General features: G+C 67.9%; 16 protein-coding genes. 12 read left to right on the plus strand and 4 right to left on the minus strand.

Translation table 11 applies throughout. The features are described 5' to 3' along the window. The first annotated feature begins 11 nt into the window (after positions 1-11). From BJ970_RS19195 to BJ970_RS19205, 3 genes are read left to right on the plus strand one after another with little or no spacing between them, the layout of a single operon-like run. A complete protein-coding gene (locus BJ970_RS19195; RefSeq protein WP_184727518.1) occupies positions 12-1,535 on the plus strand; it encodes a sugar ABC transporter ATP-binding protein in 1,524 nt (507 codons plus the stop codon). Next, the gene (locus tag BJ970_RS19200) at positions 1,528-2,538 is read left to right on the plus strand and encodes an ABC transporter permease (protein WP_184727519.1); all 1,011 of its coding nucleotides are present in this window, start codon (positions 1,528-1,530) and stop codon (positions 2,536-2,538) included. The genes BJ970_RS19195 and BJ970_RS19200 overlap by 8 nt, the downstream gene beginning before the upstream one ends. 30 nt (positions 2,539-2,568) lie before the next feature. Next, complete coding sequence (locus tag BJ970_RS19205; protein ID WP_184727520.1) at positions 2,569-3,585, plus strand: substrate-binding domain-containing protein; 1,017 nt, start codon at positions 2,569-2,571, stop codon at positions 3,583-3,585. 68 nt (positions 3,586-3,653) lie between these two features. Here BJ970_RS19205 and BJ970_RS19210 read toward each other — a convergent pair whose 3' ends face one another. Beyond that, positions 3,654-4,106: a peroxiredoxin gene (locus BJ970_RS19210; RefSeq protein ID WP_184727521.1), complete on the minus strand. Its 453-nt coding sequence runs from the start codon at positions 4,104-4,106 to the stop codon at positions 3,654-3,656. A 110-nt stretch (positions 4,107-4,216) separates the two neighbouring features. Here BJ970_RS19210 and BJ970_RS19215 point away from each other — a divergent pair, with 110 nt between their 5' ends. Continuing rightward, the gene (locus BJ970_RS19215; RefSeq protein ID WP_184727522.1) at positions 4,217-5,131 is read left to right on the plus strand and encodes a serine hydrolase family protein; all 915 of its coding nucleotides are present in this window, start codon (positions 4,217-4,219) and stop codon (positions 5,129-5,131) included. A 7-nt stretch (positions 5,132-5,138) separates the two neighbouring features. Here the strand turns inward: BJ970_RS19215 and BJ970_RS19220 are convergent, their stop codons facing one another. Together BJ970_RS19220 and BJ970_RS19225 are read right to left on the minus strand one after the other, a co-directional pair. Beyond that, positions 5,139-6,332 carry a low temperature requirement protein A gene (locus BJ970_RS19220; protein ID WP_184727523.1) on the minus strand — a complete coding sequence of 398 codons (1,194 nt, stop codon included), beginning with the start codon at positions 6,330-6,332 and terminating at the stop codon, positions 5,139-5,141. A 122-nt stretch (positions 6,333-6,454) separates the two neighbouring features. Then, positions 6,455-6,823 (minus strand): hypothetical protein, encoded by a 369-nt coding sequence (locus tag BJ970_RS19225; RefSeq protein WP_312864313.1) that lies wholly within the window; start codon positions 6,821-6,823, stop codon positions 6,455-6,457. A gap of 489 nt (positions 6,824-7,312) precedes the next feature. On the opposite strand from BJ970_RS19225, the gene BJ970_RS19230 reads away from it, so the two are divergent. The 7 genes from BJ970_RS19230 to BJ970_RS19260 all read left to right on the plus strand — a co-directional run bounded on the left by BJ970_RS19230 (position 7,313) and on the right by BJ970_RS19260 (position 11,289). Then, positions 7,313-7,468 carry a hypothetical protein gene (locus BJ970_RS19230; protein WP_184727525.1) on the plus strand — a complete coding sequence of 52 codons (156 nt, stop codon included), beginning with the start codon at positions 7,313-7,315 and terminating at the stop codon, positions 7,466-7,468. A 165-nt stretch (positions 7,469-7,633) separates the two neighbouring features. Beyond that, positions 7,634-7,864 carry an HC3 family zinc finger protein gene (locus BJ970_RS19235; RefSeq protein ID WP_184727526.1) on the plus strand — a complete coding sequence of 77 codons (231 nt, stop codon included), beginning with the start codon at positions 7,634-7,636 and terminating at the stop codon, positions 7,862-7,864. Next, positions 7,861-8,085 (plus strand): hypothetical protein, encoded by a 225-nt coding sequence (locus tag BJ970_RS19240; RefSeq protein WP_184727527.1) that lies wholly within the window; start codon positions 7,861-7,863, stop codon positions 8,083-8,085. Before BJ970_RS19235 ends, BJ970_RS19240 begins: the two co-directional genes overlap by 4 nt. Continuing rightward, positions 8,082-8,429 carry a hypothetical protein gene (locus BJ970_RS19245; protein ID WP_184727528.1) on the plus strand — a complete coding sequence of 116 codons (348 nt, stop codon included), beginning with the start codon at positions 8,082-8,084 and terminating at the stop codon, positions 8,427-8,429. Before BJ970_RS19240 ends, BJ970_RS19245 begins: the two co-directional genes overlap by 4 nt. A gap of 385 nt (positions 8,430-8,814) precedes the next feature. Then, on the plus strand, positions 8,815-9,699 hold the full coding sequence (locus BJ970_RS19250) for a radical SAM/SPASM domain-containing protein (RefSeq protein WP_312864314.1): 885 nt from the start codon (positions 8,815-8,817) through the stop codon (positions 9,697-9,699). Between the two features lie 7 nt (positions 9,700-9,706). Further along, the gene (locus BJ970_RS19255) at positions 9,707-10,453 is read left to right on the plus strand and encodes an AAA family ATPase (protein ID WP_184727529.1); all 747 of its coding nucleotides are present in this window, start codon (positions 9,707-9,709) and stop codon (positions 10,451-10,453) included. After that, entirely contained in the window at positions 10,453-11,289 is an 837-nt protein-coding gene (locus tag BJ970_RS19260; protein WP_184727530.1) for an aminoglycoside phosphotransferase, read from the plus strand. Before BJ970_RS19255 ends, BJ970_RS19260 begins: the two co-directional genes overlap by 1 nt. A 502-nt stretch (positions 11,290-11,791) precedes the next feature. On the opposite strand, the gene BJ970_RS19265 is transcribed toward BJ970_RS19260, so the two are convergent. Beyond that, positions 11,792-12,679, minus strand: a complete 888-nt coding sequence (locus tag BJ970_RS19265) for a transposase family protein (RefSeq protein ID WP_221467228.1) — start codon at positions 12,677-12,679, stop codon at positions 11,792-11,794. A gap of 235 nt (positions 12,680-12,914) precedes the next feature. Between BJ970_RS19265 and BJ970_RS19270 the strand changes: the two genes are divergently transcribed. Continuing rightward, positions 12,915-13,715, plus strand: a complete 801-nt coding sequence (locus tag BJ970_RS19270; RefSeq protein WP_184727531.1) for an Fpg/Nei family DNA glycosylase — start codon at positions 12,915-12,917, stop codon at positions 13,713-13,715. The last annotated feature ends 157 nt before the right edge of the window (positions 13,716-13,872 follow it).

Consider the following 13,872-nt stretch of genomic DNA (forward strand, 5'->3'; position numbering starts at 1 on the left):
GGAGGCACGCTGTGACCGCAACCGACCAGAACCGTCCCGCTGTGGCCCTGTACGGCGTCGGCAAGCGGTTTCCCGGAGTAGTCGCGGTCTCCGACGTCACGCTCACCATCCCGCCCGGCGAGGTGCACGTGTTCGCCGGGGAAAACGGGGCCGGGAAGTCGACGTTGATGAAGCTGATCGCGCAGATCGAACAGCCCAGCAGCGGACGCATCGAACTGGCCGGCGTCCCGGTCGCTTACCAGGGGCCTGGTGCGGCCCGGCGGCTCGGGGTCTCCATGGTCCACCAGGAGTTCGCGCTGGCGCCGGACCTGTCGGTGGCCGAGAACCTGTTCATCGGCCACGAGCCCGGCCGCAGCGGATGGATCTCGCGGGCCGAGGAGCGCCGCGCCGCCCGCGAACTGCTCGGCCACGTCGGCCTGGACGTCGATCCGGGACGGCGGGTGGCGTTGCTGTCCACGGCCGAGCAGCAGCGCGTGGAACTGGCGAAAGCCCTGGCTGTGCAGGCGAAAGTGCTCATCCTGGACGAGCCCACCGCGAGCCTGACCGAACGCGAGGCCGCGGAATTGTTCGGCATCGTCCGCGAGCTGACCGCCCAGGGCATCGCGGTGCTCTACATCTCGCACCGGCTGGACGAGATCTTCGAGATCGGTGACCGGGTGACGGTGATGCGCGACGGCGCGGTGATCGCAACCCGGCCGGTGACCGAACCGGACGAGACCCAGTTGGTGCGGCTGATGGTCGGCCGCGACGTGGCGAACCTCTACCCGCGCACCCCCAGCGAGCCCGGCGCGGTGCGGTTGCGCGTCGCGGGGTTCACCCGCGGCGACGTCGTCCGCGACGTGTCCTTCGAGGTCCGCGCGGGCGAAATCGTCGGCCTGGCCGGGCTGGTCGGGGCCGGGCGCACCGAACTGGCCCGCGCGGTGTTCGGGGCGGAGTTGCCGGACGCGGGCACGATCACCTTGGACGGCAAGCGGTTGCGCATCCGCGGTCCGTCCGACGCGATCGCCGCTGGCATCGGATACCTCACCGAAAGCCGCAAAACCGATGGTCTTGCCCTGCAACTGGGGGTGGACAAGAACATCACGCTGGCGAAGTTGCCGATGCGCGCCGGGCTGATCGACCTCGCCGCCGAGCGCCGGGTCGCCGAGCGGGAGCGCGAGAGCCTGCGGATCCGGGTGCCGTGGGTGGGGCGACCGGTGCGGATGCTCTCCGGTGGCAACCAGCAGAAGGTGATCCTGGCGCGCTGGCTGGAAACCGGAGCCGAGGTGCTGTTCTTCGACGAGCCCGGCCGCGGCATGGACGTCGGGGCCAAGTCGGAGATGTTCCAGCAGATGGATTCCCTTGCCTCGCGGGGAAAAGCGGTGGTGTTCATCTCAAGCTACCTGCCGGAGCTGCTGAACATGTGCGATCGGATCCTGGTCATGCGCGGTGGGCGGATCACCGGGGAGGTCCACCGCGCCGAGTTCTCCGAGGAACGCGTCGTCGCGCTGGCAACCGGAGCCCGCAACCTCGAAAACGGGGGCAATCATGACTGAGCAGACCAAGGCTCCGTCCACTGAGGACAATAGTTTGCTGGGGGGACTGGGGGACCGGTTTTCCGGGGCGGTCTCGCAGGTCGCCGCGGCGGGCGCGCTGATCGTGGTGTTCATCGTGCTGTCGATCAGCGCGCCGTCCTTCCTGACCGCCGACAACCTGTTCAACCTGGGTTCGCAGACCTCGGTGAACGCGGTGATGGCGGTCGGCGTGACCCTCGTGATCATCACCGGCGGCATCGACCTGTCGGTCGGCTCGGTGGCGGCGCTGTCCGGGGTACTCGGGGTGCTGCTGATGGCCGACTACGGCTTCAACCCGCTGGTCGGGATATTCGGCGGCCTCCTGGTCGGGGCGGTGGCCGGCCTGGTCAATGGGCTGCTGGTGTCGGTGGTCGGGCTGCCGCCGTTCATCGCCACCCTCGGGATGCTCAGCGTCGCCAGGGGCCTGGTGCTGATCGCCACTGGCGCGGTCGCGGTGTTCGGCGCACCGCAGTCGTTCCGGCTGCTCGGGCAGGGTGTCATCGGCGCCATCCCGATCCCGGTGCTGCTCATCGCCATCGTCGCGGTGGTCGGGCACGTCGTGCTCACCCGGACCCGGCTCGGCCGCTACGCCTATGTGATGGGGTCCAATATGGAGGCCGCGCGGCTGTCCGGGGTGCCCGTGCGGCGCTACACCACCGCGGTCTACGTGCTCTCCGGCGCGCTGGCCGGGCTCGGCGGCATGATCGCCGCCTCCCGCATCTACTCGGGTCAGCCGAACTTCGGCGAGGGCCTGGAACTCGATGTGATCGCCGCGGTCGTCATCGGCGGCGCGAGCCTGTTCGGCGGCCGCGGCACGGTGTGGGGTTCGTTGATCGGGGCGTTCCTGGTCGCGGTCATTCGCAACGGAGCGGTCCAGCTCAACATCAGCACCTTTTATCAGAACGTGCTGATCGGCGTGATCATCTGGCTGGCGGTCTGGTGGGACCGGTACCAACGACGCAAGCTCGGCGGCGACGCCGGATAGCAGGCCCGTGATGAGCAAGGGAGCTCGGCGATGAAGAAGGTACTGACCGCGACGTGCGTGCTGCTTTCGGTGGCCGCAATGCTGGGCACTACCGGGTGCAGCGTCAGAGTGCGCGAGCAGACCGGCGGCGGGGGCCAGCAGGGCGGGCCGATCAAGCTCGCCGTGGTGCCCAAGGCGATCGGGTTCGACTTCTGGGAGAAGGTGCGGGTCGGCGCCGAATGCGCTGGCTCGAAGCACCAGGACGTGACGATCCACTGGGACGGGGTGCACGCGGAAAGCGACGTCAGCGGCCAGCAGAGCCTGCTGCAGGACCTGCTCTCCCAGGGGGACGTCAAGGGCTTGGTGTATGCGGCGACCGACGCCAAGGCGCTGGCCGACATCTCCAAGTCCGCGCAGGGGCAGGGCACCACGGTGGTCAACATGGACTCCGGCACCACCCCGCAGCCAAGGGACGTGCCGGTATTCGCCACGAACAACGTTGCCGCCGCCGAACAGGGCACCGACTTGCTCGCCGAGCAACTCGGCGGCAAGGGCAAGGTGGCCTTCATCGAGTTCCAGCCCGGCACCAGCACCAACGAGACGCGGGCCGAGGGCTTCAAGAAAGGCATGGCCAAGCACCCCGGGTTGCAGCTGGTGGCGCAGCAGTCCAGCGACAGCGACTACAACCGGGCGTTGCAGGTCACCCAGGACATCCTGACCGCCAACCCGGACCTCAACGGCATCTACGCGGCGAACGAGCCCAGCGTGCTCGGCGCGGCCGAAGCCGTGCGGCAGGCCGGGAAGGCCGGCCAGGTGAAGGTCATCGGCTGGGACACCTCGGAGGGCGAGATCCAGGGGTTGCGGGACGGCGTGATCACCGGGTTGATCGCGCAGAACCCGTTCAAGATGGGCTTCGCCTCGGTCAACGCCGCGATCGGCAAGATCCGCGGTTCGGCCGAGCCGATGCCCGATCCGGACACCGGCTCGACGCTGATCACCAAGGCCAACGTGGACAGCGCCGAAATCCAGAAGCTCCTCAATCCCAGCTGCGAGAACCCGCCGGCCTGAGTGCCGCTGCGGAAGCCGCGCGTAGCAGGGTTAACGATTTCGCGGCCAGCCCGGGGCGACCTGACGAGCTAGGAGTTCCCTCGGAGCACGTTCAGCGCGGTGTCGGCGTGCAGGGCCATCCGGAATTCGTTGCGGATCACCGCGAGCACCCGGCGTTGCTGGTCGATGACGAACGTGTGGCGTTTTACGGGCAGCGGGCCAAAGCGCCGTTTCACACCGAATTGGCGTGCGACCACGCCTTCGAAATCGGACAACAGCGGAAAGGAGAAGCCGTGCGCTTCGGCGAACTTCGCCTGTTTGGCCACCGGATCCGTGCTGATCCCGACCGGCTGGGCGGCCAGCTCGGCGAATTCCGCGGACAGGTCGCGGAAGTGGCAGCTCTCCGCGGTGCAGCCGGTGGTCATCGCCGCGGGGTAGAAGAACAGCACCACCGGGCCGTCGGACAACAGTTCGGACAGCTTGCGCTCGGTGCCGGTCTGGTCCGACAGCACGAAGTCCGGCGCTACGTCGCCTTCTCGCATCCTGGTTCCTCCAAGGACTTGGGGCTCAAAGGGTATGCACATCATCGCGGTTCCCGGTAGCGGTTTGTCCGTGACCACCCACGGGTAGCTGGGCGGGGGGAGGCATCGGGGTGGACTTGTTCGACCGGAAGGCCGAGTCGGGCTCGCCGCCACGTCGGCGCGTGGCGGCCGAGAAGTACGCGCTCGGGGTCGCCTCCCTCCTGGCGATAGCAGGATGCTCGCAAGCCGCGGTCGCGACGGTGCCCGAAACGACGGTGGATGCACCGGCGGTGGTGGTGGCACCTGTGCCGCAGCCCGGCCCCACCGGGCCGGCAGCGGCGGTCGCCGCAGTCGAGAAGCAGGCGGATGGCCACAGCGGCACGATCGTCGAGGCCGCGGTGCTTGACCGGGCAACCAGGGAATTAGCCCTCGGCCGCAATGCCGCGCAGCCGCTGTACGCGGCCTCGCTGTCCAAGCTGATCGTCGCGGTGGACGTGCTGCAGCAGGGCAATACCGGACTCACGGTGACCGACGAGGTCCGGGACTTGATCGGCCGGTCGCTGGGGCCAAGCGACGACGACGCGATGAATGCGTTGTGGAGTGACTTCGACGGCCCGGGCGCGGTCTCCCGCGTCGCGGCGCAGCTGGGGTTGCAGGACACGTTCCCGCCGGTGGACGTGACGCGCTGGGGCGAAACGTTGGTGTCTGCCCGCGACGTCGTCCGTCTCTACGACTTCGTGCTGACGGATTTGCCCACGCAGGACCGGGATTTCATCCTGGGCACCCTCGCCGGGGCGCCGACTCGGGCGGTCGACGGCTTCGAGCTGGCCTTCGGGCTCGCGGTGACCGGGGCGGGCGCGGTGAAGTCCGCCTGGATGTGCTGCCCGCAGGGCACGATCACGTTGCACAGCGCGGGTGTCATGGACCAGCACGCGCGGCACTTCGTGGTGGCGCTGCTGTCCAGCCAACCGAGCTCCCTGGGCTACGCCAAGGCCAGGGACGAACTCACCGACGCCGCCCAGGCGGCCCTGGCCACGCTGCGCTGAGCACGGATCACCGGGTCGGCTCGCGAGCTCTCGTGTGCTGGATGACGAGCCCGGCGGCGAGCAGCAGGGCCATCACGATTCCCATCACCAGCACGGCCCCGGAAATGGTGAGCACGTCTGCCAGCAGGGCGGTCACCACGAGCAGGACGCAACCTGCCACCGTCGCGACCAGGGTCGCGATGCCCGCATCGGCCATCCGGGAATGCAGGATGCCCGTCGTCACCAGGTAGATGACCAGCGGCGTCGCGACGGCGAGCGCTGCGGCGACGGTGCTCAGGTGCGCCTTGTGCGCGCTGCTGTCGATGGCCACCTCCAGCCCAGAGCCGACCGCGGCGATGGCGGCGAACACGAAGTAGTGGCCGTAACCCCAGGCCAGCGCCGTGCGCAGCGAGTCGCGCAGGTGCTCGACCGCGGAATGCTTGAAGTAGATCCACCACATCGCGAAGATCATCAGCAGCCCGCCGATGCCGACCTCCAGCAGCTCCGCCGACCAGCCTCCGTCGGCAACGTCCTGCTGGATCGAGGCGGTCGCGGCGAGCACTACTTCGCCGAGCACGATGATCGTGAACAGGCCGTAGCGCTCCGCGATGTGGTGCGGGTGCCAGGCGGTTTGCGTGCGGTGTTCGGCGAACGCCGGAACCGCCAGTTCGGCCAGCACGAGCACCGCGAATCCGACCTCGGCCCAGGGGTGCGGCAGCGCCAGGCGCAAGATCCAGCCGACCTGCACGACCGCCACGCCGCCCGCGTAGCGCAGGGCGCAGGTGCGTCCCTCGGGATGTTCGCGGGCGGCGCGCAGCCATTGGGCGACCATCGCCACGCGCATCACGACGTAGCCGATGGTCACGATGGTGAAGTCGTAGTCGCGGAACGCGGAGGACACCCCGGCGGCGAGCACCAGCACGCCGGCCATCTGCAGGAGGGTCAGTACGCGGTAGGGCACGTCGTCGGTGTCGTAGGCGGAGGCGAACCAGGTGAAGTTCATCCATGCCCACCAGATCGCGAAGAACACCATGAGGTAGCCGATGCCGACATTGGCGAAGTGCCCCTCGGCGAGTCCGTGGTGCAGCTGTACGGCGGCCTGGCCGACGGCGGCGACGAAGCACAGGTCGAACAGCAGCTCCAGCGGCGTGGCCACCCGGTGTTCCTCGGCCGGGTCGCGTGCGACCATCCGGCGTCGCAGAGGCGGAATACGCTCGCTCATGGTCGACGATTGTGGAGGAAGCGTTCGGGCTCGGCCGCAGGGGCTGGCGAGCGCAAGCTCGCTGGTTGATGGCCGAGCGGCTCTCGCGACGCCCCGTTCTTCATAGGGATGGAGCGTCGCGCTTATTCGCGGTCTGCGCCGTCCGGCCAAACGACAGTGACCTGGATTCCGCGTTCGCGTGCCACCTGTACGACGTCGCCCGTGCCGCTGTATCCGGCCGATGGCTGGCCATCCCATACCGCGAGCATCGCGTCGACGGAGCCGAGGATGTGCTCACTTGCGCTCATGTAGGCGTCGCGGCTGGACTCCTCGAACGGCATCGTGTGAACCTTTGATGCCGCGCCGATCAGTTCGTCGAACTCGGCGACGTTGTCCGGCTTCACCTTGCGCTTGCGGTAGTCGGCGGCGGGGAGGATGACTTCAAGGGAGCCACCCACGTCGAGCAGCGCTCGGGCGAAGATCTGATCGGCGCCGCGAGCAATGCAGCTCACCCCGATGAGTCCTTCGCGGTAGGTCGACAGCTCGGTCTCCAGTGCTTTCCGGACAAGCGGAACGCTCGCCGCTGTGAGGTTCGAATGCCCAGTGATTCCGATACGCGGCAACTCCGGCCCTTTCTTTAATGCTGGTCAGGCTTCGATCAGCTCGCGAACCGCTTCGCGTGTGCTGCGCACCGTTACAGAGCTTGCGAACGGCTGTGCTTCGCGGTGAAAGTCTCGCAGCTTCTCGCCGACGCGACCATTCGCCCAGTGCTTCGCGATGGGCAGCGCCTCATCGACCAGCTCACACGCTCGGTCGGGTTCCGCGTGATCAGGCGCAGATGCGCCCCACAGGATGTTCGCGGGCGGCGCGTGGCCATCGCCACGCTCATCACGACGCGGCCGACTTCCATCGACGTTGTGGGCTCCCGTTTCCCGGTGGCATGCCCGTAGCATGGGACGTGATCGTGGCGGAGGGAGCGACTATGGAACCGTTCGGCCAGGATGCCGGTATCGGCCGTCGAATCCCTGGCACCGCAACGGGTGCGCAACATGCCGTTCGTCCGGGAAACCGTCACTGACCTCGTACAGCGTGCGCAGCGGGATGCTGTGGGCCGTGAGCTGCGCGGGATGGCGTACCGCATGGGCCTTGGGGTGTAGGTAGCCCGACCGGGGCACGTTTTCACGGAGAAAACCCCACCCTTCCCCCTGCTTCTAGCTTGATCCACGCGAGCGGCGGTTCGGTTCGTTGCGAACCGGCTCGTCCCCCAGCGTGGAGGTGACGGAGTGGGGAAGTCAGGCGGACATAGCACTGTGGACGGTGCCGTGAGGTGCGCACCGCAACCATTCGATTGGGCTCCTGCCGAAGGTCAGCGGCACGCCAGCACGGACGCGCGACCTGGCAGTGGCTACCCGACGGGCTTTGTGGTGGCCACCCTATGCGGCTACCAGTTGCGCGCAGACAACACCGAACCCGCGTGGCGGTGGGAGACCTGCGCAACCTGCAAGGCCAAGGCACGCAAGCTTTCCCAAGCCCCGGCAGTGGGTGCCCGATGAGTGGGGCGGACGCGGAGCGGTCAGCCGCGCTCGCCACGCTGTTGGTCAAGGCCGCCGTTACGCTAAACGACTTGGCCGGTTCCGTCTTCAGTGGACGAGCAACGGATGACGATTACCTGGACACCGACCGGCTGTTGTCCGATCTGGCCGCGGTACTAAGGGACCGGAGTATGACCTACGTACCGCCGCGCGTGGTCGACTCGAAGAAGGTCGGCCAGTGACGGCCGCGCTCGTCTCTACCGGCCTGCTTGTCGTCGGTGTACTGGCGGTGTGGGCGACGCTCTACTACGCCCCGGCTCGGCATGCCGTGGGCAGCGAGGGTGCGTTGACGGTCTCCTGCCTGATCGAGCGGGTGGAGTCAGAGACCGGCGGCGGTCGGCACCGGCTGCGGGAGCCCCGGACCGTGCAACTGTGCGGCGATCTCGCCGACGACCTTGCGGTCGAGGAAACGCGGATCCTGCCGCTCATTGAGGCCGGTCTCCCGGTCGCGGCGGGCACCTCCCACAGGTGCTTTCACCGACATGTGCCCCTGCTGCCGATCATCAACGGCGCGGGCACGGGATGACCGGACCGGGGCAGCCCCACTTCGGGCGGTCCGGTCATCCCCCGATCTACGACGCGTGTCCGGATAGCGCGCCGATCAGCACGTCACCGGAATGGAGGTGCACATGTCCAGCAAACCTGAGGCCGGGGCAGAGGCCGACCCCGGCAAGCGGCGAGGGTGAGGAACCCATCTACGACTCGGACGGGACCCCGCATTGGTCAGTCGACCCTCAGCTGTGATCAAGGTTCAGCCTCCGGCGCGGCACGACTCGATGAACGTGGCGGGGTAGACGCACGGCAACGGTGCCGCACCGGCCCAAGCGCGCCAGGGCACTCAACCAGCGGTGTCACGGAAGGGCGCCGTACGGAACGAACAACACTGCAAGCTGCGATTTTGGAGGGTGACTGTGGACGACATTTCGTTCGTGTGGTTGGAGATCACCGGGAAATGCCAGATCGAGTGTGTGCACTGTTATGCGGAGTCTGGCCCCGCTGGTAATCACGGGGCGATGCGTGAGGCGGACTGGAGGCGGGTGATCGACCAGGCGGCAGAGCTCGGAGCCGGGATGGTGCAGTACATCGGTGGTGAGCCGACGCTGCACCCGTCGTTGCCCGCGTTGATCGAGCACGCCCGGCACCGCGACGTCGAGGTTGAGGTGTTCTCGAACTTGGTGCACGTCAAGCCGGAGTTGTGGGATGTGCTTTCGCAGCCCGGGGTGAGGCTGGCGACCTCGTATTACTCCACCGACCCCGGCGAGCATGGCGCGATCACCCGCCGTCGGACCTACGAGCGAACCAAGGCCAACATCGCCGAGGCGGTGCGCCGCTCGATCCCGCTGCGGGCCGGGGTGGTCGACCTGTGGGACGGGCAACGCAGTGACCAGGCCGTGAATGAGCTTCGCGAGCTCGGGGTGACCGAGATCGGCACCGATCGCCTGCGGCAAGTCGGCCGCGGGGTGCGCACCGGACAAGCCGGACTGGATCAGTTGTGTGGGCACTGCGGCAACGGGAAGATCGCAGTTTCGCCGACCGGTGACGTGTGGCCGTGTGTGTTCTCCCGATGGCTGTCAGTGGGCAACGTGCGGGACCGTGCACTCGCCGAGATTCTGTCCGGCCCACAGATGGCCAAGGTGGGTGCGAGACTGGGCACCCACTTCATCGAAGGGGGCAGGTCGCCGTGCGATCCTCAGTGCGGGCCGAACTGCAGCCCGGCCTGCAACCCGTCATGCTGGCCGACCGGCGCCGGGCCATGCGGCCCGAACGGCGGGTGCCAACCGAACTACGACGGCTAGGAGTCTGGTGTTCGTCCGTCGCGCCTACATCAGGGAAGCGAACCGCCCCGGCCGCGCTGAGCGCGGCCGGTGGCCGTTCACGGTGCCGTGCGTGGCCGAGCTCGTTGACGAGGGCTTGCGTTTCGAGGTTCCGGTGACGTTCTTCGTCGGTGACAACGGCTCGGGAAAATCCACGCTGGTCGAAGCGATCGCCGAGGGGTTCCGGCTCGACTCCTACGGCGGCCGGTTGGCTGCGAAGCGGGGCCGTCCGAACGCCACCAAGACCCCGCTCGGCGAGGTGCTGACGCTGGAAACCACCGCAGCCGGGTCACGGATGCTCGGCGGCCCTCGCTCCCGCAAACAGGGCTTCTTCCTGCGGGCTGAAACGGCGTTCCAGATGACCGAGAACCTGGGCGGCGTGCCGGGCTACTGGGAGGACAACACCGCCGCGATGTCGCACGGCGAGGGCTTCCTGACGGTGTTCCGGGAAATGATCAACAAGCCCGGTTTTTACGTGATGGACGAACCCGAAGCCGCGCTGTCGTTCACCTCGTGTCTGCGTCTGGTGGCGCTCATGCACGAACTCGGCAAGACCGGTGCACAGGTCGTGTGCGCGACGCACTCGCCGATCCTGGCCGCCACGCCCGGCGCTGACATCATCGAGGTGGGTGATCGCGGGTTCCGCCGGATCAAGTGGGATGAGCTCGAACTCGTCGACCACTGGCGGCGCTATCTGGCCAGCCCGGACAGCTACCTGCGGCACATTATTAGCTGATGAGCCCGACCGCCGCCGAAGTCGCCGAAGCCGACCGCCAGTTCGCCGCGTGGATGCGCGGCAACCTTGCTCGGGCCGCCGACCACTTCGGGGTGACCGTGACCGACGATCCGGTGTTCGGGTGGCGGCTGCGGTCGATCGGCGTCCCCGTGTGCAGCTTCGACGGCCGCCGATGGCTGCGGGTGGTCTCCGAGCAAGTCCAATGGGCCGAGGGCGATTGGTGGACCGGCAATGCCGATGCGAACGCCATCACCGGCATCCGTAAACCGCGTGTGCTCGACGTCGTCGAGTGGGACATCCCCAAGGTGCGGCGCCAGCGCGCCGAGCTGATGACCTACGTATCCGGTCGGCGCTGTTCGGACACCGACTCATTGCGGGCCAATGTCGAGCTGTCGGCGGGCTGGTGGGCCGAACTGCGCCGCAGCCTCGACGTGATCCGCTCAACGCCGACGACGCGGGTGCGTAAGGACGAGACGGCGATCCGCAGGTCGGTGCACGTGCGGTTCGGGCTGTCGATCGAGGTCCGGACGTGGGAAACCGTGCACGGTGACCTGCACTGGGCGAACCTGCTGCAACCGGACCTGGCCATTCTCGATTGGGAGCACTGGGGGCGCGGGCCGGTCGGCACCGACGCGGCGTCGCTGTACTGTTACAGCCTGCTCGCACCCCGTACCGCTGCGACCGTGTGGGACACGTTCGCTGACGTGCTCGACACCCCGGCGGGAACTACAGCGCTGCTCTACGTCGCCGCCCGATTGCTGCACCGCGTTGAAATGGGCGATCATCCTGAACTCGCGGCGCCGCTTCGGCGCTTGGTGGACGGCCTCGAAACGTGATGCCACGATGACGAAAGCGCTCGGCGCCCGGCGAGCCGGCGGGTGACACCGATTTCAATGAGCGTTTTCCATCCTGATCTTTGCAGGTCAGGTGGGGTGGACGTGGGCGGCGAGGTGTGAGTGGGCCGGTCAGAGTCATGATCATCAAGGGTGATCAGCTGACACCGTCCCCCCGGCCCACGGCAGCGTGATCGCGATCACGGCCGGGGAAAACGAAATAGGGTGGCCCTCGGCGGGTTCGGATGGGTTCGTGACAACACAAAGAAACCTCGCCGGGGGCGCAGCGCGCATTATGTACCGGGGCCTGCCGCCGGTCTCCACCCGCACGCCGTCAGCGACGTGATCTCCGGTCTGGCGCAAGGAAATCGGCTCCCGCCGGCGCGAAGCCACCCCCGGGCGTGCAGGCGGTCATCGCGCCGGCCGTGCTGCGTCACGCCCGACGCTTGCCGGGCATGGCCGGGGGGGGCGACGCCGTGTCGGGTTCCGCGATCGTGGTTGTTCGTCAGCGGGTGATTTCCAGGTTGGTCAGCACCAGCAGTGCTCGCAGCAGGCGGGTGGCGTTGCGGGTGTGCATGCGCAGCCGGGTGAGGATGCGCCAGTTCTTCAGGTCGGCGAAGGCGTGTTCGCAGGCGGCGCGTTCGCGGGCGAGGAGCTGGTTGGCCTGCTTCTGGGCGTCGGTGATCGGGTGGCAGCGGGCGGCGCGGCGGCCGGTGATGATGACCGGGTCGTCGGGGTCGTCTTCCAGTCCGGTGAACCCGAGGTCGGCCACGGCGCCCAGGCCGTGCTCGCGGAGTTTCGTGGTGAGCTTGTTGCGGCGGGAGGTGGTGATCTCCGAGGCCCGGCCGGGTGCGGCCGCGGAGATCCACAGCAGGTTGCCGCAGGCGTCGGTGAGGGCGAGAAACAGCAGGCCGTGGGCTTTGTGTTTACCGCTGTAGTTTCGTCGGTTGTCACGGCCGCTGCGGCGCTGGGTGCGCACCAGGGTGCCGTCCAGCAACACCATGTCCGCTCCGGCGCGGGTGGCTTTGGCCGGCACCCGGTCCAGGCGGGGGGCGCAGGCGGCCAGCAGGTCGATGACCTCGGCGACCCACCTGCTGATCGTGGAGGCCGATACGGCGTTGCCCCCGGCCATATCCAGCAGCCGCTGATCGTGACGCAGCACGGCAAGCACGATGACCGCCTGCCTGCCCGGAGTGACTTTGCGCCAGCGGGAGCCGATCTTCTTGCAGTGGGCGGTGATCAGCGAGGCGACGGAATCGATCGTGGTCCTCGACAGCGGAAGCCGGACCTGATACATAATGGGCTCTGCGCCCTCGGCGGGGCTCGATTGTGTTGTCACGAACCATTCAAACCCGCCGAGGGCGTTCGTCTTCTCTTCCCGCAACATGATCATGATCACGCTGCTTCCGAGTCCCCGTCCGGTGTCAGATGATCAACAGAAACGATCATGCCCTTGACCAGGCCACCCACACCTCCACCACCCGCGTCCACACCCCCTGACCAGCCAAGATCAGGATGGAAAAGAACCAATGGAAATCAGCGTGCTTGCGTGCTGATTTCTCTTGAAATCGCTGGGGACCGGCTGCTGGGGGCGCGAGTAGGCCGCGCGTTGGGGGGTAGTCAGTGGGATGCCTGAACTACCGGATGTCGAGGGTTTCCGTCGGGTCGCGAAGCAGGCGGCCCATCGACAGGTGCGCGAGGTGCGGGTGCACGATGCGCAGGTGCTGCGGGGTGTCGGCAGCGAGGCGTTTCAGCGCACTTTGCGGCGCAGGTATTTGGCCGAACCGCGACGGCATGGCAAGTGGCTGCTGATCGGGACGGCGGGCGCCGCGAACGCTCCGGCTTCGCCGCCAGTAGTGCTGTTGCATTTCGGCATGACTGGCAACCTCCAGTGGTGCCCTCACGACGCCGAGCTGCACGACCATGACCGGGTTGTCTTCGACTTCGCGGCCGGCGAACTCCGCTACCGGGACATGCGGAAGCTGACCGGCATCCACCTCGCGCGCGAACAGGACGAAGTGGACGACCTGCTGGCCGGGCTCGGCCCGGACGCACAGCAGATCGAGGCCGCTGAGTTCGGCGAGCGGCTCACCCGCACCCGCCGCCGGCTCAAGCCCGCCCTGATGGATCAGTCGGTCATCGCCGGGCTCGGCAACATCTGCGTCGACGAAATCCTCTGGCGGGCCCGGATTCATCCGAATCGGTCCACCGCGGACCTGACCGACGACGATCTCGACCGGCTGTACCGGGAGATGCGGGCGATGTTGCGCGAGGCGGTCCGCGTCGGCCGGGTCCCGGACGGGCCGTCCTGGCTGACCGGGCATCGCGACGAGCCGGACCGGCGGTGCCCGCGGTGCTCGACGGCATTGCGACGCACCAGGATCGGCGGGCGCAGCACCCTGTGGTGCCCGACCTGCCAACCGGATTGAGCGGCGACCCCTCATGCCCTTGGCGCATGCATTCATGCATGGATCGTGCGGTAACATGAAATAACTTCAGGGGGTCAGGGTCGGAGCGGGGGGTTCCGATCGCGTGGAGCCGGGCCTGCGGGGATGCCGCCCGGCTCCACGCCGCCCCGCCCGGCCC

Source organism: Saccharopolyspora phatthalungensis (assembly GCF_014203395.1).
Lineage (GTDB): Bacteria > Actinomycetota > Actinomycetes > Mycobacteriales > Pseudonocardiaceae > Saccharopolyspora > Saccharopolyspora phatthalungensis.